A 19,190-nucleotide genomic window follows, 5' to 3' on the forward strand; every position below is an offset into this window, starting at 1 on the left:
GCCTTTCAACGTTTGAAAGGCCTTAGTAAATCATATTTTACATCACAATTACTGAATTCTTTTTCTTACAGGGTATTTCAGGTTGACACTGTTGTTGCTATCCTTATACATTTTATTTTCTCCTTTAGGTCTTAATTCTTTTGCCAGCTTTAATTCCTTTGCCACTTTCAGCATTTTTTCAGGCGTCGGATTGAATTGACTTAAATCGATATTAGCCACACAAAGTTTAAATACATCCATCGGGTTGATCTTATAAATATGACACAGCAGCATAATTGTAGGTATCGTTGGCATTGCTTCCCCCTTTTCTAGATATGCCACCCGTGAATGGTGAACACCCATCAAATCTGCTACCTCCTGCTGGCTTAACTCGAGCGCTTTCCGTGTAGCCCTAAAGAAATCGGCTATTACGCGAGCTCTGACTCTCATACTCTCTTCGCTAATCTCAAGAAAATCTATTCTTGAGCCTCCGGTTTTCGTAGCGGCTTCACTATCTACTTCGCTAGATTTCTTTTCCATTGTGTTTCAGAGTTGAAAATTATTGGACGAACATAATAAAAAAGGGGGCCCGGTAGTGCGTCCGTTAATTAAGCGGACATCTCCGGGCCCCCAATTTGGCTGCTTACTTTCATTTGTCGCAACTGTGCCTGCATATTTTGAAAATAAGAAACCCCTGGAACCCGGCAAACTCACACAGTAGGAGTTTGACAGATAACAGGGTGTTTAGTCCTAGTGATAGGCAAACTTGAAATTGCCTATCAGCTAAGATGTTGATGTTTGGTTCATGTAAAGTTTCGGGGTTCATATTTTGTTGTACTCGTTTTGACCGAATTCATTTATCCTTTTGTACACCACTCTCATAAATTGCTCGAAGGAATCCGATAAAGAAATTTCCCTCACTTCCCGGTTCATCATCCATAAAGTAATCTTCCAGGATTTTGATGAAACCTTCAAATGCAGCAAAGAATGCAGCTTTAAGCCCGACCTCTGCCGCTATTTTACCAACTGATTTATCGTCTTTCAACTTGTTTCCTTTCGATGAGTCGTCCTTTAAATCTTCACCTAAAAAACCTTCATCTTTGCGACCTTCGTCACCGGCATTTACTTCGAACAGAAGGTTAGCCGTGAGAAACTTCTCGAAACGAAACCGATACAACTCATTGTAGAAGTCTAAATACACAGTTCTTAGCAATTCATTTTCTGTATTTAGAGCCGCTTTTAAAGTTAATGATAAAGAGCTCTGAATTGCCGATCCCAGTGCGTGGTAACTTTCTATTGTTACCTTGTCTGGGTTAACGTCCTTTAGATGGTTAACTAATTCTTGCAGTGGTTGCCCATTTAATTCTGAATTGTTATTCAGTGTCGACAATCCTGCCATAGCAGCCTTAGTTAATCCCTTCTTTGAAACAAGTTTGCGATCTGATTTCTCCAACAGTTCTGCTGCTTTCAGTAGTTCAAGAGTTTTCGGATCGCCCAAGCCTCCATAAGGCTTATCTTCAGCCTTCTTCCTTTTCCTTTTTTCCGGCTTTAACCCTTCGCCGTCTTCTGCTAGTGCCATAAACGAAATAGGTTTTGAGATTGATTGAATAATGAAAAAACATGCTGAATTGAGGTGAATTTTGGTTAAGTGACACAACTCTTATCAAATCTCGATATAAATATCGAAAAAGCAAATTTTATTCTGATTATTTTGAGAAGAAGGAGAGAATAATTTAGTATTTACGAAAATATGATATTTAATATTGAAATAATATATTTTTTCAATATTAAATATTTTTTATAAATTAATTTAATTAGCTGTTCTACAATTAATTATATAACAAAAAGGAGATACTATAACTCTTTTGTTGTTTTCAGTGCATATAGAGTAACATACTCTTTATCTTTACTGATGCGATAGAACGATATCCACCTAAATCATTTTCACTAAGTCGGTTGAAAACTCGCCATACAATGCATAATGTCGCTTGTCTTCCACGCAGTAATACGGGGCCCTAGCTTGTAAGGCTTCGGAAACTGCCCCGAGCGACAACCATTCCACCAAGTCGCTTTGCTGACGGGAATGAGTTGAAGTACCTGATCCAATCGTAAAAATCCTGATAGTTGGCTTGTTGTTATTGTGGCGTCAGACATACGAAGCCTCCCTATAAATGATCAGCAAATAATTTAATCCTATCAGCAATCACAGCAAATTCTTGTCTATCAAGATGTTGTTAAGTCTGATTACGGCTAGATAAACTCAAAACGTGATGACGCCATCTTTTGAGTTTATCTGACATTAATAGGACGAATTTCCTATACTTCCGCCATTTCTCCTGTTATACTGTGATTATATTCCTAATCAGAGTTGATTCGTATGAGGAGGAAGCGATGCAAACGAAAGATGATTCATTAATCGACCGCCGAGAAGCCGCTAAATATCTCAGTGTTTCGCCTGGTACTCTAGCCGTCTGGGATTGCACGAAACGCTATGACCTGAAGCCCAGAAAAATCGGCCGTGCTGTGCGCTATCGCCGTTCAGATCTGGATAAATTTATCGAGCAACAACTTCGACGCTGAGTCAAACGCCCATTCATTTCCGCCATTTTTCGAGGAGATCGCCCGTGAACATCGATCAGGCGAAAACGGTAGCTATTGTCGAAATTCTAAGCCGACTGGGTATTCACCCAAAACGTATTACGGCGGATAAAGTTTTATACCTGTCGCCCGTCCGAAATGAAAAAACACCCAGCTTTTGGGTGTATACCAAAACCAACCGTTGGCACGATTACGGCGACGGGCGAGGTGGTGATACGGTCGATCTGGCTTCGGCCTATCTACAATTTACGCGGGAAGCCCATACGGTTGCGGATGCGTTACGTTGGATTCGTAACATGGGAATGGCAACGTATGCGATGGCACCAATCCAACAACCCACCGATCACCTGACCAATGACGATGCATCGTTGATCCTGAAATCGGAAAAACCGATCCAGCATGTGGGGTTAATCCGCTACCTTGAAAAGCGCGGTATTTCGCTTGATATCGCCCGTCGCCATCTCAAAGAACTCCGCGTTCAGAATAAGCGGACAGACAAATACTTTACTGCACTCGGTTTTCTGAATGAAGAAGGCGGTTATGAACTCCGCAATCCGTTCTTTAAAGGTTGCTTACGTCCTAAGGCTATCAGTTTTGTACGGGGTCGAGTACCCAAACCGCAAGGCATCCATCTCTTTGAAGGCTTCATGGATCATCTGTCCGCCGTTTGCCAGTTGCGCGGCAACGGCTTGACAGATGATGTCATCATTCTCAATTCGTTATCCTGTCTAAAAGACATCATTCCCTACATCCAAAATTATGGCTACCAGGTCCTGTATAGCTGGATGGATAACGACGAGGCCGGGGTGAAGGCCACCGCTACGCTGACCGAATTTTGCCAGACACAGTCCGATTTGCGCCATATACCGATGAACAAAGTTTATGCTCCACACAAAGATGTCAATGCGTGGCACATGCATCAACGCAATCTGACGCTGTGAAGAGAGGCTGGGATGGCACAGCTCAATGTTCAATCGCTCTTTACGGTCAACGAGGTTGAAATCAGCTATCGCAATAAATCGCCCTATCAGGATCGGATTCAAATCACGCGCTCGCTCACCGCTTACGAAATCCTGCGGACGGCCTGGGATGAAAACAAGCTGGAACTGCTCGAACAATTTAAAATCCTGCTGCTGGATCGCAAGAATAACTGTCTGGCGATTTCCGACATTGCCACGGGTGGCATGACGGCTTGCATTGTCGATCCGAAAGTCATTTTTGTTACGGCGCTCAAGGCTAACGCATCGGGTATTATTCTGGCGCACAACCACCCCTCGGGAAACCTGCAACCCAGCGAACAGGATTTAGCGCTGACCCGCAAACTCTCCGAATGCGGCAAACTGCTGGACATTGCGGTTCTCGATCACCTGATCGTGACACCCCGTAATTACTATTCCTTTGCGGATGAGGGCTGTATGCCGCGCTGATGGGGCACCTTGGTTGGTACTCGTACTCAGGTTCGAGATTGTCTGCGGGTTTGTACCCGACGCCACTCGCTCACCAACCACAATTTTCCCCGGCCTGTCGGTCTTCCTCGCGAGACAAAATTCTGGCCGCGCGACGTTCGCTGGTTCGCTCGCTATGCCGTCGGGTTTTCAGTCCCCATAACCTCGAACCCTGGAGCATGATACATGACCAAACCGATTTCCCCCAAAGCCAATCCCGCAAAACATCATCCAACCGCCATTCCTGAGGCGCCCCCTCAAGACGATATTTACGCCCGTGTCACTGCCAAGATCCTGGCCGACTTGGAAAACGGTGATCTGACCTGGCGCAAGCCGTGGAATTCCGATCATCTGGCCGGTCAGGTCATGCGCCCGCTGCGCTGGAATGACATTCCTTATACCGGCATCAACACGCTTATTTTGTGGAATACGGCCAGTGAAAAAGGCTTTACGTCACCGTATTGGATGACCTTCAAACAGGCCACCGATATGAAAGCCAACGTCTGCAAAGGCGAAAAAGGCACCCAGATTGTCTATGCCGACAAATTCACTAAGGAAGAGGAAGACGTCAATGGTGAGCGCAAATCCAGCCAAATACCCTTTCTCAAATCCTACACCGTCTTCAATGCCGCGCAAATTGATCGACTGCCTGATGCCTTCTACAAAATACCCGAACCGGTCGTTATCCATCAACAGGAGCGTCATCCGAAGCTCGAACACTACTTTGCTCAGACGAAAGCCGATATTTATACCGGCTCCAAAGCGTGTTACACGCAAAGCACCGACCGGATTCAAATGCCGCCGTTTGAAAGTTTTGAAACGGCTATGCGCTACTACGCGGTGTTGGCTCATGAAGTGACGCACTGGACGAGACACCCGCTGCGCTTGAACCGGGACTTCGGACGGAAACAGTACGGCGATGAAGGCTATGCTAAGGAAGAATTGGTAGCCGAACTGGGAGCCTGCTTTCTGGCGGCCGATTTAGGCTTTGAACCCATGCCTGAAGAACACCACGCAGCCTATATCCAGTCGTGGCTCCAAGGGTTGCAGGATGACAAACGCCTAATTTTCACAGCCGCATCCCACGCGCAAAAAGCCGTCGAATACATCCACACCTTACAACATTCTTGAGGAGGCCAACGACATGAGCGCATGGTTTGACCTATTGGTAGACGTTTGTGGCATCATGGCATCGACACCTTTCCTGGGTTGGTTGAGTGGTGATGGCAGCTTAGGTCAATCGCTGGTGACGACGCTTATCCCTCCTTTTGGTCTTCGCCCAAAAGTCTCGTACCGACTTCGGCCAAAAATAGACACTCCGCCGATGGCTGCGCATCGATTTTTGGCCTGCGGGGAGCTGTCCCCCTCGCTTGACCTCTTTCCGCTTCCATCATCAACCAAACAGAAAAGGAGATCTGATGATGACTACCCAAACTGAAACCAACTCGAAAATGCCAACTCACACCATTTATGTCGTGGAGGCCAAAGAAGGAAATGCAAAGTCTGACTGGCATAAAGTCGGCGCTGCCTGGGAACACGGCGATGGCGAAGGCATGAGTTTAGCCATCAATACGCTGGGAATCGCTTATCTAAAGTCTAACGGATCCGATACTACTTTATCGGTCCGTCGCAACAAATCACCAGAATAATCAAGCCAGCCGGGTGGAACGCTCTCCACCCGGCTTTTTTATTCCTCTTTCTTTTCCACCATGATTTCCACCACAATGGTATCCGCTTTGTCTTCGTCCAACACGTAGCGCGGGTCCATCGCGACAATCAGGCGGGGTATATGCTCCAGTAAAGCCATAAACAAGGTTTCAAGACTGTATCCCAACAGGAAGATGCTGTGTGAGGTGAAATGCAGCCTGATTACGTTTTTTTCGCTGTTTGGCTCAAATTCACCGGCCAGCAGATAGGCGTAATTGAGAAAGAAACGCCGACCATCCGGCCAACCCAGACACAGATTGCGAGGATACCCGGTGGCGGAATAAACTTCCGCTTCACCGGCAGTTGAGCTGTCGTCGGGGCGGGTTGGATGGCCGTCCCGCATCTGGTCGAAACGCAGTTTAAAGCCCTGGTTCATAATCGCGATCTTTAGCTTTGGCTGGCGCTGGTTTTTGAACGTCCTTTACGGGTGCTTTCTGCTTGGGATTTTGGCGGACCCCGTCTCGGATGTGCTGCTGAACATACTCCTGAGGCCGGTTTTTCCGCCGGACCAATTCCAACGCCGATTGGCGATCTCCCAGGCGAGCGGCATAGTCCAAAAGCTGCTCTTTATCATCGGTATAGATATGAACCCCGTTGCGGCCCCGCGAGACCGACACGTAAAACTGTTTGGCATCGGTCCCGGCAAACGTGCCTGACGGTTGCGAGATGAACACTTCGTCAACGGTCTTGCCTTGCGAAGCGTGGGACGTAATGCAATACGCATGGGTTAGGTGTCTGAAATCGGTGGGCAAAGTGTAATGCGCTTTGCTGATGCTGTTGCGCAACACGATCTCTCCGCTCTTACGGACGGACTCTACTTCCAGCAATTGGCCGTTATGAAGCCGGTTTTTTCCTTCATCAAACCCGTTGCGGGTAATCCGCACCTGATCGCCACGTGCTAAGGTGATCCGGCTTTTTTGGTACAGCTCATAATCTCCGCTTTTATCCATTGGCAAGAGTTGCGTATGCTTCAAGTCGTTGCGGATCAAAACGCCTTTGTCCGAGCTACGGGCAACTTCCCAGACACTCCCGCGTTTAAAGCCCGGTCGATTTTGATTGAACTGAATCACCTGACCTTCCTTCAGATTGCGCCAATCCCCTTTTTGTGCCTGGGTCATATTCAGATTAGACAACCGAGTGGTTTCGAATTCTTTCTTGCCAAGCAGCCCGCTTGCTTTCATTTTTTCGCGCAGCGCTTTGGTGACTTCCTCACTTTGCTGGTGCGTCGGCGAAACGACCAGGGCAGACTTTCCCTGCCGAATAGCGGCTACGTAATCGTTGACGAGCGCGTCATTCGGTTTCATCGGATCGATGGCCTGAATAGCACCCATCTGATCCAACGTTTGGAAGGCTTTGCCAACATCACCCTTGGATAAATCGTCCACCGCCGAGCGGTACTGCTCGTTGCGTTGCCGGTAAATTTTACTGACCTCGGCTGTTTTGATGTTACCAACGGTATTGAGTATGCGTAAGGCATCGCCCCGCACGACACTGGCGTGCTGGCGGGTATCCCCACCCAAAATCAGTCGGGTGTTTTTCTCGTTTGCCAACTCAAGCAGTGCTTTCATATCGTGGGTGCCGAGTAAACCGGCCTCATCGACCCACAACACCTGACCGGTCAACTCGTTTTGAAGCTGTTGATCAGCCAAAAGTTTGGCGACGGTTTCCGCTTGCTCAAAACCTTCCTGGCGTAACACGTTGCGGGAGGCTTCCGACGTGGGCGCCACGACGGTAACTTTCTTGCCTGCCTTTTCGATCCAATCGACTGCTTCGCGCATCAGCGTTGTTTTACCTGACCCGGCGGCCCCTCGGATGATCGATACCTGATGGGGCGTGGTCAGCACATGACGGACCGCTTCGGCTTGCTGACCATCGAGTTTCAACTCCGGTGGGGTAACGTATATGGGTTTGAATTTGCCTTGTCCTTGGCGGGCCAGCTTCACCATTTGCAGTTCTTCATGCAGCACCTGCCGCGTGGTGGACATGGTCCGGCCTCGGTCCTGCACATGGATCAGTCGCTGATCAGCCTTAAAGCGTTCGGTGGTTTCATCCAGTGTCACCGACTGATGACCGATACTGTGCCGATAGGCGGCTTCCAACAAACGACGGTCTTGCAACACTGAGGCCCGCTCAAAGCCATGCAATAATGCATGATCGACACAGTGCTCGGGTAACAGTTCGCTGCGCTCTTTTTCCGGCGCAAAGCGTACCAGCCGTTTGCCTTCGCCTTTTTCACCGGGACCCAGTTCATCGACTTGTCGTCGCCAGTCGGCTTTCAGTTCGGCCATCGAATTGCCTTTCTGCTTTTTGGCGCGGGTACGAGCCCCCAGTTCACCCAACTCTTGGGGATTTGTAATTCCTTTTTCTTTTGCCACGCGCCCGATTTCGTCGGTGCGTTTGGAAAACAGATCGATAACCCGCTGCGGCACGCCTTCGACTTCAAAGGATTTATCGGTCCGGCGGATCTGATAGCCCATATCCATCAGCCGATCCGATAGCCGTTTGTGAAACCGGGCCTGGTAATACGGCATATCCCGTTTAATATCCCGAAACTGTCCGGCCTTGACCTGCTGCTCAGTTTCGTCCCACGTGGCATTGAACACAAAGCAGTGGGAATGTAGGTGCGGATCGGGGAGGTGACCGTCTACGGGTCTGGCCGTTTGGTGGGTGAAATCAGCCCATAGTAACTCGCCCGTTTCGCGCTCCTCACAAACGCCGTCCTTGCGCACCCGCGTTTTGGCATCCCGCTCGATATCCTGCATGGTCTGCTGAACGACCTCTTGAAACGCCGTTAGAATATGGTCGTCTTTACCCAGCCCATGCAGGATCGAAACGGATTTAGGACAGTGGAAATTAAGGTCGTAGCCGACGGTCCGGTCGTCCTTGTTTCGGGGCGTCAGTGGCTGGCCGGTTGTCGGATTTTTGTTGTCGCAAAGCGCAAAAAAATTCTCTTTTGTAACGCTGCCGGTAATGTCTATACGTTGGGCAAGTTTTCCTTGTAATTGCCCACTCAATTCCTGATCTTGTCCAGACAAATAATAATCGGTCTTCACCAATGATTGTGAAAAATATGATTTGGCGTGAGCGGCCGAACTGCTTTGAATCATGCGGATCATGAGTAGAAGGATACATTAATTGGATCACACACCGATTGACTTTGACGTCACGTTCATCAGGAATAAAGTGGGTGAACACTGCTCAAAGCTGTGCTCAGGGAGGAGGCTGATTTGGTTAAACGTTTTGCATCAGACCTCTTCCCTAAGCCCTGCTTAGGAGGCTACATCGCGACTACGGTTTCTTCGTTTTCCACAAAGGTTTCAGCGAGTTGTCGCCGGGTTTCCGGGTCAGCCGGACGACGACCATAGAAATTGAAGCCCCGCGTTTCGCTCGGATCACGACCATCCACGAACGCTTTGACTAACTCTTCGTTGCAGATTATTTCATCGATTTTGTCCATGACGAAATTGTCGCCCTGATGGTAAGCCGCTTGATAGCTGATTGAGTAGACAAGGCTGCATACAATCAGTAAAATGCCTAGTTTCTGCCCCAGTATGCATAACCCAATGCCGATAAAAAAGAAAAGGGCGGGTTCTAAAAGTGTCTCGATCGTACGGATGTTAACGGGCTTACCGTTTAATTGCGTCATTAGAAATCGAGGGTGAATATAACCAGCCGAAAGGCTGTAACGAGCAAAGTCAAACACGCCTGGTTCCCGTTTAATCTCATCATGCCTTTTGAGACACATCACCAGATAGAACCCCAGATACACATACCAGCTTAAGTTATGCCAGAGAATATTCGACATGCTAAATTCAAAACTGTAATACGGGTTAATATGTGAATACACGTAGGCGAGGAAAGCTCCAAAAAAGGGTAACCAAGCTGTAAAGAGTAAGACACTAATTGCCGAGTATAGGGAAAAATATCTCTGGCCAAAGGACTTTCTGATAAACACCTCAAGCAGTAATCGAGGACCAGAACTGAATGCAAAAATGAGATTGAACCAGAATTCTTTGAAGGCGTTTCGCCGTCTGATCACCGTGCGGTAATACATGTTCTTTTTCATGGGTAAAATAAAATTAAAGTGAAAACTAGGTTATTTAAAGCTGATAATTCTGATTGAAGGTTAGCTTAAGATGATTGAAGCCATTGGCGAAAACTTCCCCTTGGCGGTGAAGATATCCATCGACCAACAGGTTATTTTTCGGCCCCCCGCTACGAAGTCGAGCAAACTCTTCGACTCTAACCAATCGTTCTAATTTTAATGAGCGGCCGCGCGTTTGCGAGAAATTCTGGGCAACAGTGACACTTTCAGTAGCATCTTCGAAGAAAGCGTCTCCGATGAGTTTGCTACACATCTCATTGGTCAATTCATCGCTATTGCTATGGAATAGCTTCGTGCCGAAATTGCCTAATAAGCTACGAACCCGGTACTCAGCCTTTTGCCCACCCATCACTGAATAATAATTAGATACTGACTGGGTTACGAATACCGTGGCAATACGACTGCTACGTGCCGTCGTTAAAAACAGGGCATCGCTTTCCGTGAGGAGGTTCTGTGCCTCGTCCACAAAGAGAAAGCACGGTCTGGACTTCATTTGTACATCCCTTTGCTCCCAAGCCCTGGTAAACAAGAATTTGCATACCATCTGGCAATCGCGCCCCGCTTTGTGATACCGCTTTGTGGGTAAGTTGATAACGACTATTTTTCCTTCATAGCAGTCTTCCGGTGTTACAGTAGAAGGATAACGACAGAACAAGGAGTAAAATGGCTCACGCAATAAACGATACAAAAAACCTGAACAATTTATCTGTACGATACTTCGGGTCTTTTCCGCTAATGGAATAAATTCATCCACAAAATACCTATCCACAAATTTTAAGATGCGAGCGTCTGGTATGGCTTCAACTATTGCCATTTCGTAAACTAAATCATCTTCAAAGCGAGTTTGATCTTGTGGACTCAGAGTAGATAACCATTCGGCGATTTTCGCGTTTACATTGACCCGAGCGGCCATAAATGCACGGTTAAAAGCTTTCGCTGGATCCTCTGGGTCCCATGATTCATTTGCTTTGGGAATTGATTGTACAATTTCGTGTATGCCTTGGATGGATATTCTGTTGTAAGCAAGTTTGACTAAATCAATTGTATTTGTCAGCAGAAGTGCCAACTGCTCTCGCCAGAAACTATCATCGCTTCTACCTGAATCTTGTGCCTGACCCGCTTGTATCACTTCATTCAATACTTCAACAATGTTATCGGTCGCGGCCAGCTCGCTTGTACCATGTCCAGATGCATGGTCAATGATATTGAACGAGTGTTTGCATTTTGGCTCAATAACGATTAAATCGTTCTCCCGCCCGGTCATTTGGCAGTAGGAACGCCAGATATCCACTTCATCTGGCTTTACAGTCAATACTAATCCCCCCATGCCGGCTTGCAAGAATTTTAAAGCGACGAGCCGACAACTAGCACTTGACTTCCCACTGCCCGTAGAGCCAAAAATTTGCAGCCCCGAACAAGCATTTCTCAGGGTCCAAAAGTCTTTACCGCTTGAGGAGGAAAATTCAATTAGAGGCGTTTCTAAATCAAACTGTTCCATAATGTGATTTTTTAAGGATGTCACCATGAGAAAGACGATTTTAGAGATACGGACAAGTTGGTCACCTGCCCGTATCTTTGAAATCATTGACAATACAATGCCAGGGCCGAAAATTTGGATTTTCGGTCAGATGCGATTCATTAGACCCGGCCACGCCGGTCATCTCAGCAATAAAGAGTTACAGGAAAGCCATTTGATGAAATGGACAAGGTACCGCTGTCCGTTTCAAATGGATTGTTTATTGATGGTGGTCGTCCGAACCGTATTGTTTATACGTTCCCCAACCATAAGGCTTAACGAAATCCCGATCTTTGGGATCGATCAGCATTTCTTTTCCATCCTTGACAATGATGTCAGGATCGCGGCCAGATGGCTTCCAGCCATCCTGACGCATTTTTTCTTCTGCACTCATGACTTTGTAGTTAAAATAAAATTGGAAAATTCGGAATTTGACGGGTTCTGACTCCCGATCCATTCGTGCACGAATGAATATCTTTAGCAGGTAATCTGCCTTGTGAGATATCTTATCTGATCAATTAATTACCGGCGTAGCGAGTCACTGCCCAGGAATGTATAATCCAGTGGCTTCGCTAGTTCTCAGTACTGGTTCCGTATCCAGTCGTATGCGAGTTGGTTTCGTACCTCGCTATTCGATGACTTGGGCTCCGTCTGGCAGACCATGAGGATTGTGAATGTTTGCTATACTTTTCATGATTTATCATCGGCTTGTAATTGTTTACCAGAGCTTCTAGCGACCCAAGCTTGCCCCGTAGGAGGACGATTGATCAGAATTAATTCACCACGATATTTCCAGCAGATAACTGGCCCCACAAGAATTTCCATGATTGTCAGCTTTTAATCAGTCAAATAGTAGGCTCTTCTTTGACCGTCACGATATATCAAAGCAAAATCTACAATCCGTTTTTGGGCCTTAATAAGAGCCATAAATACTTTGCGGCTATTCATACGAATTTCAACGGCTTTCGCAAAATGCATCTCTTTCAGAGTTTGGAAATCAACCGGAATTTCGATCGCGAATTTTGTATTCGTGCCCAGAGTAAAACTGTCACCTGAATAGACAGAAACTATCACAAAATCTTCGCCAATATTTTCCTGAGAATAATTGCTGGAAACACCATCTATTCTTTGTACAGTATTCGGATGATGCAAGTCCCAGTCTACTAAAAATCTATCCGTTGAGATACCTTCATTAATACCATTTAGATTGTCCCCATAATAATTCGGAACATAATCTTCGATGTTCGCTCCTAGCTTTTTGATATATAAATTTGCATTGATTGATTCTAATGGATCAAACGTCCATTTTATAGTGCCAATACCTTGCTGTATACTTAAAGCCCGGTGTGCCTTCATAATTAAAAAGCCAATGTTACCAGACCTACTATTAGGCTTTACCCCGAGTGCATGTAGATAATGATTCGCATGGAGATTATCATTTAAGGCTGGGATCGTCTGGCTGAATCCCAAAAGTTGATCTTCATCATAACAGCCTAAAATTAATCCTCCTGTTTTGCTGGAAGCAAGCAGTATATGAGATGGTAAACATTCCCGGTCGGAAAAACCCCATATCTCTTTTTGCAAGCCTACAATTTCATTTAAAACATTTATTGATGTAATTTTAATAATTTCCATTTGGAATTGTTAGTTTAAGTTTCTCAAAAAATATTGTTTTAAAAGACTTAAAGGAAAGTGCTCTATTTTTATTAACGTGGGAACTATTTTCTGCAAATTATAAAGTTCCTCGTCAATTAAAACACAGTAATTTCCAGCCATTTCAGCATCCACTATTAGCGCTTTTAAAGTTCCCAAATTTGAAAAGAATTGAATAATACTCATATATAACTCAGCATCAATTGAACCATTGATCACCAAGTGTTGCCGGAGCCTAACCCCACAAACTAAACATTCTGATCGTACTATATTTGCGCACAATTTAATACTGACATTGTCCAGAAGACTGATTCTATCAATAATTTCTTCAAGTCTCCCTAGAATGGCAATAGATTCAGTAAAATTCTTTTCGTTTTTCATGATAATAGTGATAAAAAATTCATTGATGAGTTTCGATACTTTTATTACTTACTCTTGCAGGTAGTTTAAGTTTACTTTTTAACCTATCTTATTAAAAATTCACAATTAATTTTAAGACATTTATTGATAATCTTGATAATATATAAAACCATCTCTAATTTAAATTAATATATTTCATAGCATTAATTACTAATTGCACTTTAAAGAATCATTTAGAAGTAAAGCACTTTTTTGTTGACATGCTTATTACCCGCAATTATGCTTAATTCATGTTTGATATACAGATGGAGCTACAAAATGCCAAGAGTAGATATAGACAATTGGGAAGGCTATGTATCGGATTTTGTTGGATGTAATGATCCTATAGGATATTTGTCCGCGACAAATGATGCAATTGGTGATATAGAGCAGATATTGCAAGGCTCGCCGGACTTTGAAAATCTTACATATAAGCTCACTGCCTTTATTGAGGAGCGCAAAAAATTTACTGAATACGGATTCGATTATATGAATACGGGTAAATTCGATAAATTTATAGATCCTAGAGATCGCCATCGTTTTCCTGCTTTAGGTCGTTAGATTTGGTAGAACGAATTATGCTGCTAAGTAAAGCGAGACTTTTGGTTTCAATTTTTTTTTCTTTTTTTTGCTAGTATCAATATTCTGAAAATTTAACTGCCTAGATTTATGAATCTAAATATAGTTAAACCGCTAGCTGACTATTTGTATAAAGTTGTTCACAGGAAGTATACAAGTATACTTTCTGTAGAGCGTATACCTATTCCCACAAAGGTTGATCCTTTATGGAGGCTTATTAATGGAAGAACTAACGAGTTATATTTCAACGAGCTTATAGCGCGTAATAGCGGTATGCCTTACGATTATCTTTATAAGAAAATACTTCATGAGGCTCCTAAAGGAGTTATTACTGTCACCGATGAAATTGGGCAGGAGAAAGTATATTATGGGTGGGGATTTAGAGATTATTATCTAGAAGTATTGTTAGATTTTTTAGAAATTAAAGATGGTAGAGTTGTGGATAGATTTTTCATTTTTTGTAATGATGAATTAAAGAGTGCCAATAATGACACTGATTATATTAATGAAGAAATAATAAAAACACAGTTTGATAACGTATGGTCGCACTTGCAAAACACTAATAGTAATTCTGAGAAAGTAGATAAAGAAATATATAATGATATCTTGCAAGAGTCGAAAAAGTTGAGAAGTATTTATATACCAAAACTTAAAAATACTAATTGGTATTTCTATTTTCACGACAATGATGCCAACCGAGGAGAGATTAAGGAAGGAGCGTGGCTGTTGGTACAATTAGTATTTAAATTCCTAGAAGAACAAAACGGTGACATTAAAGTGGAAATAATTAATACAAAAGGCCCTATACACAATGATTATCGTGGCAGGACCGAATTTGTTAATTCTAGTGATAATATATTGTCAATTATTTGTAAAACATATCCTTTTTACTCAAGGTTATTAAATCTTAGATTGAGTGTGGGAGAAGGTGACGGCAATTTATTCTTGGGACAGTATTTGAACCAAGAAACAGATAATCATATAGTCAGCGGCAATTTTGTTTTAGAGAAAATCGAAGCCGTGAGTAGCGATTCAGATCTACTGCCCAAAGTATACCATATTCCTACCATTTCTGAGGAAGATTTTTATAAAGTTGATCATCATGGTATAAGTCAATATATAATTCAATATTTGCGTGATAAAGAGAAAAGCTTAAGAAGAACGCCTTTTAGTAAGAAATATAATATTGATGGTTTGGCTGATTGGCTCGAAAAAAACCGCCGAAAATAATTTCAATGTACTACATTTATCCGCTTCAACGCATCTATATAAAGAAAACATTAGATTCGACGTACTATTTCTATTCCATTTGTATTTTGGTGCCTAAAGTATCGTCGGCTATTGTATTATAAACGTGTAAATAAGTCCGTAATATTTTTGTTTGGTCAAAATGTTGATTGACAGTCGATTATAGGTATATTTCCATTACATACTTACTCATGCATCAATAATAAAATTGTTCTGCAAACCGATGATTGGGTAATATCGAAGTGTCGATAATGCACTTTATGCGCACTTATGCCTCCAAAATTCTTTCGTTATAATTATCCAAAATATTGACCGGCAGTCCTTTCAGATAAATTTCAGTGGTTTTTAGGCTGGAGTGGCCCAGCATCGTGCTGATCGCCGTAAGTGGGATATCATGGAGCATGGCTTGGGTAGCAAAAGAGTGCCGACTCACATAGCTCGTTAAATTGGAGTCTATCCCACACTGAGTGGCTAATAGCTTTAGTTTTTTATTGTACCGCTTCCTGGCCCATTGAATATCCTTTTCCCGAAGGGTAGGAGAGTCTCGTTTCAAAATCGGGAATACAAACTTGGAGTTGGGGTTTTGCTTGATATAGTGCCCCAATATGCCTTCAAGCTGCGGTGTAATCTTGATGTCGTATAGCTTGCCGGTCTTTCTCCGACGATACCTGATGCGGCCGTTCTCGATACTGCTTTTTTCCAGGTAAGCCATATCCGCAAAGTTCATCCCGTACATCATGTAACTGGCTAGAAAATAATTGCGGGTATTAAAGCAGAGATCGTTTGGCGAGAGATCTAGTTCAATAATCTTTTTCAGCAACTCTCCATCCAAAGCCCGCTTATCTGTTGGTGCACTCTTGATCTTATAGTCCTCAAACGGATATTGCTCTTTATCCACCAACCCGGACTTGATAGCTTTGTTATAGATAGCTCGGATGGCCCGCATATAGACCGATAAACCATTGAGGCCATTTCCCTTGCTCTTGTGGTGAATCTCGAATTTGGACAGAAAATCATAGGTAATCTCCTTAAATAGCAAATCCTTTCCTTTTCGGTATTCTTTCAAAACACTAATCAAGCCTTTGTATGAGCGGGCTGTGCCAATCCGATGCGTTTTTACAAGATCATCCACACATTGATTGGCAAACTGAAAGAATGAGCCTCTGGCCTCCTTCTGGGTGATCCTGTCTTTCAGAGACGTGATGGATAACGTTTGAAGCGTCCCTAACTCATGAAGTTTGAGAATAATGTCCCTGGCCTCAGTCTTTACCTTCTCAATCTGATTGTTCAGCCGAGTGACTGAACTTACGCCCGTATATGTTTTCTTGATAGAACGTTTCTTCTCATCCCAATCCTTTTCTGCGATGCTGATTCCAATAGGGATGGACGTTGTTTGTGCATTATGACCCAACCGCATAATGATCGGATAAGTGCCGTCCTTTTTGGCACGGCGCGTATCTAGGGAAATCACCACGTTCGTATTCATGATTTAAAGATATAGAAAAATTTGCACAAGATTTGCACAAGAAAACTGTATTCATAAGGTTTTTTATAATGCTGATATATTAGTAATTGACTGATAATGAGAGTTTTTTAAATCATATAAATACAGATGAATACAATAATCCTGTGCCTTACAAGCAGAGGGTCGGCGGTTCGAACCCGTCAACTCCCACTACTAAAAATCAAGCACTTAGCAGAAATGTTAAGTGCTTTTTTGTTTTTGGTTGAAACGTTGGTTGAAACAAGTATTTATTAAGACTGGGGACAGGAATTGGGGCAGGTACTATGAAACCGATGCGTTTAACGTGATTGAGGCTAACAGACCCCGTACCGGCAAATAACGGCCAGCCTATTAGCTAAAATTTAAGCCGGGGTAGTTGGCCCAATCGCAGATGTAACGTCAAAAAACGGGGCTAACCCGGCTTTCGCTCTAAGCACGGTATTTTTATACCTATGCAATACTATTTGAATAATTTATTGCTAATAATCAGATAGTTAATATTAGAAAATTAGTAGCTACTACAATACATATTTACGGATTTGCTTCACCTACTCGGTGACTTACTGATAATTTCCCACTTTTATAAAGCCAGCTAATTGATGAAACCAAAACGATGAGCCTGCGTCATAGCCTTGTGTTTATCAAATACTCATCACTTATGCTGACCATACACATCGACGAACGAGACCCCAATCTGCTGGCCGTCCTATTTCCGACCGACCTGCTTGCCAACGACCTCATGAGGAATATCAAAGGACGTCGCTGGAGTTATTCCCGACGGTGCTGGCTCGTGCCCAACACACGAGAGTCACTCATACACATCGCTCAGCTTTTCGGCAAACAGTACTGCCGCTTTGACGAGGCAGTAGTCCGACTCTATAAACCTGCTGCTTCTATTTTGGATATAGAAAAAGCAACTAACCCGTTATGGCCACCACCTGATAAACAACCCACTCGCAAGCCGTTTCGGGTTGCCCCTCCACTTCGCGAGTACGACCGACACCCGATTATTGTAGCTGTTTATAATGCACTTCACATCGGTCAGTACAGCTATAAAACACTTAAAAACTACAAGCAGGCGCTAATTACCCTAATTCGTTTCGCTGATCCCAAACCAGTTGATGAGTTGAGTCGAGCAGACTACAAAGACTATCTATTATTTCTGGTCAACAAGAAACGCTTGCAAGCTGCCACGCTGAACGTGCATATTAATGCGTGGAAATTTTACCAAGAAAAGGTACTGCTACGGGAGAAAGAATTTTATCAGGTCGAGTACCCTCGTAAGCCGCAAAAATTGCCGACTGTCTACAGTCTAGCCGAAATAAAAGCGATTTTCAGCGCTACGACCAGTTTGAAGTACTGTACTCTGTTTCAATTGGTTTATGCGACAGGATTGCGCCTAAGCGAAGTTTCTCGGTTGCAGTTGACCGACCTCGACCGCAACCGCCGACTGTTGACCGTCCGGGCAGGCAAAGGCAAAAAGGATCGGATCGTGATGCTGTCGGCCAAATTAGAAAAACAACTGGATAAATACCTGTGCTATTATCATCCCCGTGTGTACCTATTCGAGGATACCGAACGGTCTGAACCCATTGCCAATCGCACGATTCAGCAGGTATACAGTGATGCCGTTCGGTTCGCGGGAATTGCCAAACGTGGGGGCATTCACTCATTGCGTCACAGTTTTGCGACTCACCTGCTCGAAGCAGGAACTGACATACGCATCATTCAGGTATTACTCGGCCACGAAAGTATCCTGACCACCATGCGCTACACGCACGTAACGGCGAACCGGATCAGCACGCTTAAAAGCCCGCTGGATGATCTGTAGTGGGCTCGTGCCGAAAAAGCAAGGGGCGCAATTGGCTTAGGCTATAAAAGCGTCCTTTAAGCGAGTAACCTTGTGTGTAGCGCACCACAATCCGCTTGTTTTTTCGGATAGAGCCTCTGGCATCGTAGCGATATAATTGTTTGTCAGCGCCAAAAAAGTAGTCGGGAAAGCCTTTAATATCCCACTCTCTCACGATTAATAAATTCGCGGTTACGTTTCGCGGCATTCGTTTTGTAAATCAATGGTAAGTCAAGTATTATTGTAGCTGAACAGGTTGCTAACCGTAAAGGTAAAGCGACCTGTCAGACTAAATCACATCTTTTTGATTTTTAGCGATTTGTGGTTTAGTGAACTTGCGTACAATAATACGTTGGGTGAAGCGAAAAAGCTAGGAGTGCATTTCCAGCTTTCGTGCGACAAGGGGGCCGTTTCAGCGGCCGTTTTTTGGCTCGTTCGGCGGCTGTGGTCGACACGAGAATCGCCCCAATTAGGAGCCCACAAAAAGCGTATTTGGCACGTAGCGCCGACACGAGAAATGCCCCGGTCGGGCAAATAAAAAGTAGGTTTGCGACGTAGCGTCCGACACAGGAAACACGCCGACAGGTGGGCTATGACATTCACTTATT

General features: G+C 44.3%; 21 protein-coding genes and 1 tRNA gene. 9 read left to right on the plus strand and 13 right to left on the minus strand.

From position 1 onward, the window contains the following. Nucleotides 1-48: 48 nt before the first annotated feature. From IC229_RS28910 to IC229_RS28920, 3 genes are all read right to left on the minus strand, one after another. Entirely contained in the window at nt 49-519 is a 471-nt protein-coding gene (locus IC229_RS28910) for a helix-turn-helix domain-containing protein (protein WP_190891479.1), read from the minus strand. A gap of 313 nt (nt 520-832) precedes the next feature. Further along, a complete protein-coding gene (locus IC229_RS28915) occupies nt 833-1,558 on the minus strand; it encodes a hypothetical protein (RefSeq protein WP_190891481.1) in 726 nt (241 codons plus the stop codon). Between the two features lie 368 nt (nt 1,559-1,926). Next, nucleotides 1,927-2,133, minus strand: coding sequence for a helix-turn-helix transcriptional regulator (locus IC229_RS28920; protein WP_190891483.1), 207 nt, complete (start codon nt 2,131-2,133; stop codon nt 1,927-1,929). A gap of 192 nt (nt 2,134-2,325) precedes the next feature. Here IC229_RS28920 and IC229_RS28925 point away from each other — a divergent pair, with 192 nt between their 5' ends. The 5 genes from IC229_RS28925 (at nt 2,326) to IC229_RS28945 (ending at nt 5,671) form a co-directional block, all read left to right on the plus strand. Next, the gene (locus tag IC229_RS28925; protein ID WP_317171656.1) at nt 2,326-2,559 is read left to right on the plus strand and encodes a helix-turn-helix domain-containing protein; all 234 of its coding nucleotides are present in this window, start codon (nt 2,326-2,328) and stop codon (nt 2,557-2,559) included. 44 nt (nt 2,560-2,603) lie between these two features. Next, nucleotides 2,604-3,518, plus strand: a complete 915-nt coding sequence (locus IC229_RS28930; protein WP_190891484.1) for a toprim domain-containing protein — start codon at nt 2,604-2,606, stop codon at nt 3,516-3,518. Between the two features lie 12 nt (nt 3,519-3,530). Next, entirely contained in the window at nt 3,531-4,004 is a 474-nt protein-coding gene (locus tag IC229_RS28935; RefSeq protein WP_190891486.1) for a JAB domain-containing protein, read from the plus strand. A gap of 204 nt (nt 4,005-4,208) precedes the next feature. After that, a complete protein-coding gene (locus IC229_RS28940; RefSeq protein ID WP_190891488.1) occupies nt 4,209-5,153 on the plus strand; it encodes an ArdC family protein in 945 nt (314 codons plus the stop codon). A 320-nt stretch (nt 5,154-5,473) separates the two neighbouring features. Continuing rightward, nucleotides 5,474-5,671 carry a hypothetical protein gene (locus IC229_RS28945; protein WP_190891490.1) on the plus strand — a complete coding sequence of 66 codons (198 nt, stop codon included), beginning with the start codon at nt 5,474-5,476 and terminating at the stop codon, nt 5,669-5,671. A gap of 38 nt (nt 5,672-5,709) precedes the next feature. Here the strand turns inward: IC229_RS28945 and IC229_RS28950 are convergent, their stop codons facing one another. From IC229_RS28950 to IC229_RS28980, 7 genes are all read right to left on the minus strand, one after another. Then, complete coding sequence (locus IC229_RS28950) at nt 5,710-6,072, minus strand: hypothetical protein (protein WP_190891492.1); 363 nt, start codon at nt 6,070-6,072, stop codon at nt 5,710-5,712. A gap of 16 nt (nt 6,073-6,088) precedes the next feature. Next, on the minus strand, nt 6,089-8,845 hold the full coding sequence (mobF, locus tag IC229_RS28955) for a MobF family relaxase (RefSeq protein ID WP_223834251.1): 2,757 nt from the start codon (nt 8,843-8,845) through the stop codon (nt 6,089-6,091). Between the two features lie 161 nt (nt 8,846-9,006). Next, entirely contained in the window at nt 9,007-9,534 is a 528-nt protein-coding gene (locus IC229_RS28960) for a hypothetical protein (protein WP_190891494.1), read from the minus strand. A 295-nt stretch (nt 9,535-9,829) separates the two neighbouring features. After that, entirely contained in the window at nt 9,830-11,332 is a 1,503-nt protein-coding gene (locus IC229_RS28965) for a type IV secretory system conjugative DNA transfer family protein (protein WP_190891503.1), read from the minus strand. Nucleotides 11,333-11,570: 238 nt separating this feature from the next. Then, a complete protein-coding gene (locus IC229_RS28970; protein WP_190891505.1) occupies nt 11,571-11,744 on the minus strand; it encodes a hypothetical protein in 174 nt (57 codons plus the stop codon). 443 nt (nt 11,745-12,187) lie between these two features. Continuing rightward, nucleotides 12,188-12,985, minus strand: a complete 798-nt coding sequence (locus IC229_RS28975; RefSeq protein WP_190891507.1) for a hypothetical protein — start codon at nt 12,983-12,985, stop codon at nt 12,188-12,190. Nucleotides 12,986-12,994: 9 nt separating this feature from the next. Next, nucleotides 12,995-13,384, minus strand: a complete 390-nt coding sequence (locus IC229_RS28980; RefSeq protein WP_190891509.1) for a hypothetical protein — start codon at nt 13,382-13,384, stop codon at nt 12,995-12,997. A gap of 297 nt (nt 13,385-13,681) precedes the next feature. On the opposite strand from IC229_RS28980, the gene IC229_RS28985 reads away from it, so the two are divergent. Beyond that, the gene (locus IC229_RS28985; RefSeq protein WP_190891511.1) at nt 13,682-13,963 is read left to right on the plus strand and encodes a hypothetical protein; all 282 of its coding nucleotides are present in this window, start codon (nt 13,682-13,684) and stop codon (nt 13,961-13,963) included. A gap of 108 nt (nt 13,964-14,071) precedes the next feature. Continuing rightward, nucleotides 14,072-15,211 carry a hypothetical protein gene (locus tag IC229_RS28990; RefSeq protein WP_190891513.1) on the plus strand — a complete coding sequence of 380 codons (1,140 nt, stop codon included), beginning with the start codon at nt 14,072-14,074 and terminating at the stop codon, nt 15,209-15,211. Nucleotides 15,212-15,497: 286 nt separating this feature from the next. Here the strand turns inward: IC229_RS28990 and IC229_RS28995 are convergent, their stop codons facing one another. After that, entirely contained in the window at nt 15,498-16,715 is a 1,218-nt protein-coding gene (locus tag IC229_RS28995) for a site-specific integrase (RefSeq protein ID WP_190891515.1), read from the minus strand. Nucleotides 16,716-16,813: 98 nt separating this feature from the next. Between IC229_RS28995 and IC229_RS29000 the strand changes: the two genes are divergently transcribed. Continuing rightward, nucleotides 16,814-16,904: transfer RNA gene (locus IC229_RS29000), tRNA-Val, on the plus strand. A 487-nt stretch (nt 16,905-17,391) separates the two neighbouring features. Further along, the gene (locus IC229_RS29005; RefSeq protein WP_190891517.1) at nt 17,392-18,564 is read left to right on the plus strand and encodes a tyrosine-type recombinase/integrase; all 1,173 of its coding nucleotides are present in this window, start codon (nt 17,392-17,394) and stop codon (nt 18,562-18,564) included. Here IC229_RS29005 and IC229_RS29010 read toward each other — a convergent pair. Beyond that, a complete protein-coding gene (locus tag IC229_RS29010; RefSeq protein ID WP_190891519.1) occupies nt 18,539-18,790 on the minus strand; it encodes a hypothetical protein in 252 nt (83 codons plus the stop codon). The genes IC229_RS29005 and IC229_RS29010 overlap by 26 nt on opposite strands. Before the next feature lie 86 nt (nt 18,791-18,876). Continuing rightward, the gene (locus IC229_RS29015; RefSeq protein ID WP_190891521.1) at nt 18,877-19,185 is read right to left on the minus strand and encodes a hypothetical protein; all 309 of its coding nucleotides are present in this window, start codon (nt 19,183-19,185) and stop codon (nt 18,877-18,879) included. Nucleotides 19,186-19,190: the final 5 nt, after the last annotated feature.

It is taken from the genome of Spirosoma profusum, from assembly GCF_014699005.1.
GTDB classification, from domain to species: Bacteria; Bacteroidota; Bacteroidia; order Cytophagales; family Spirosomataceae; genus Spirosoma; species Spirosoma profusum.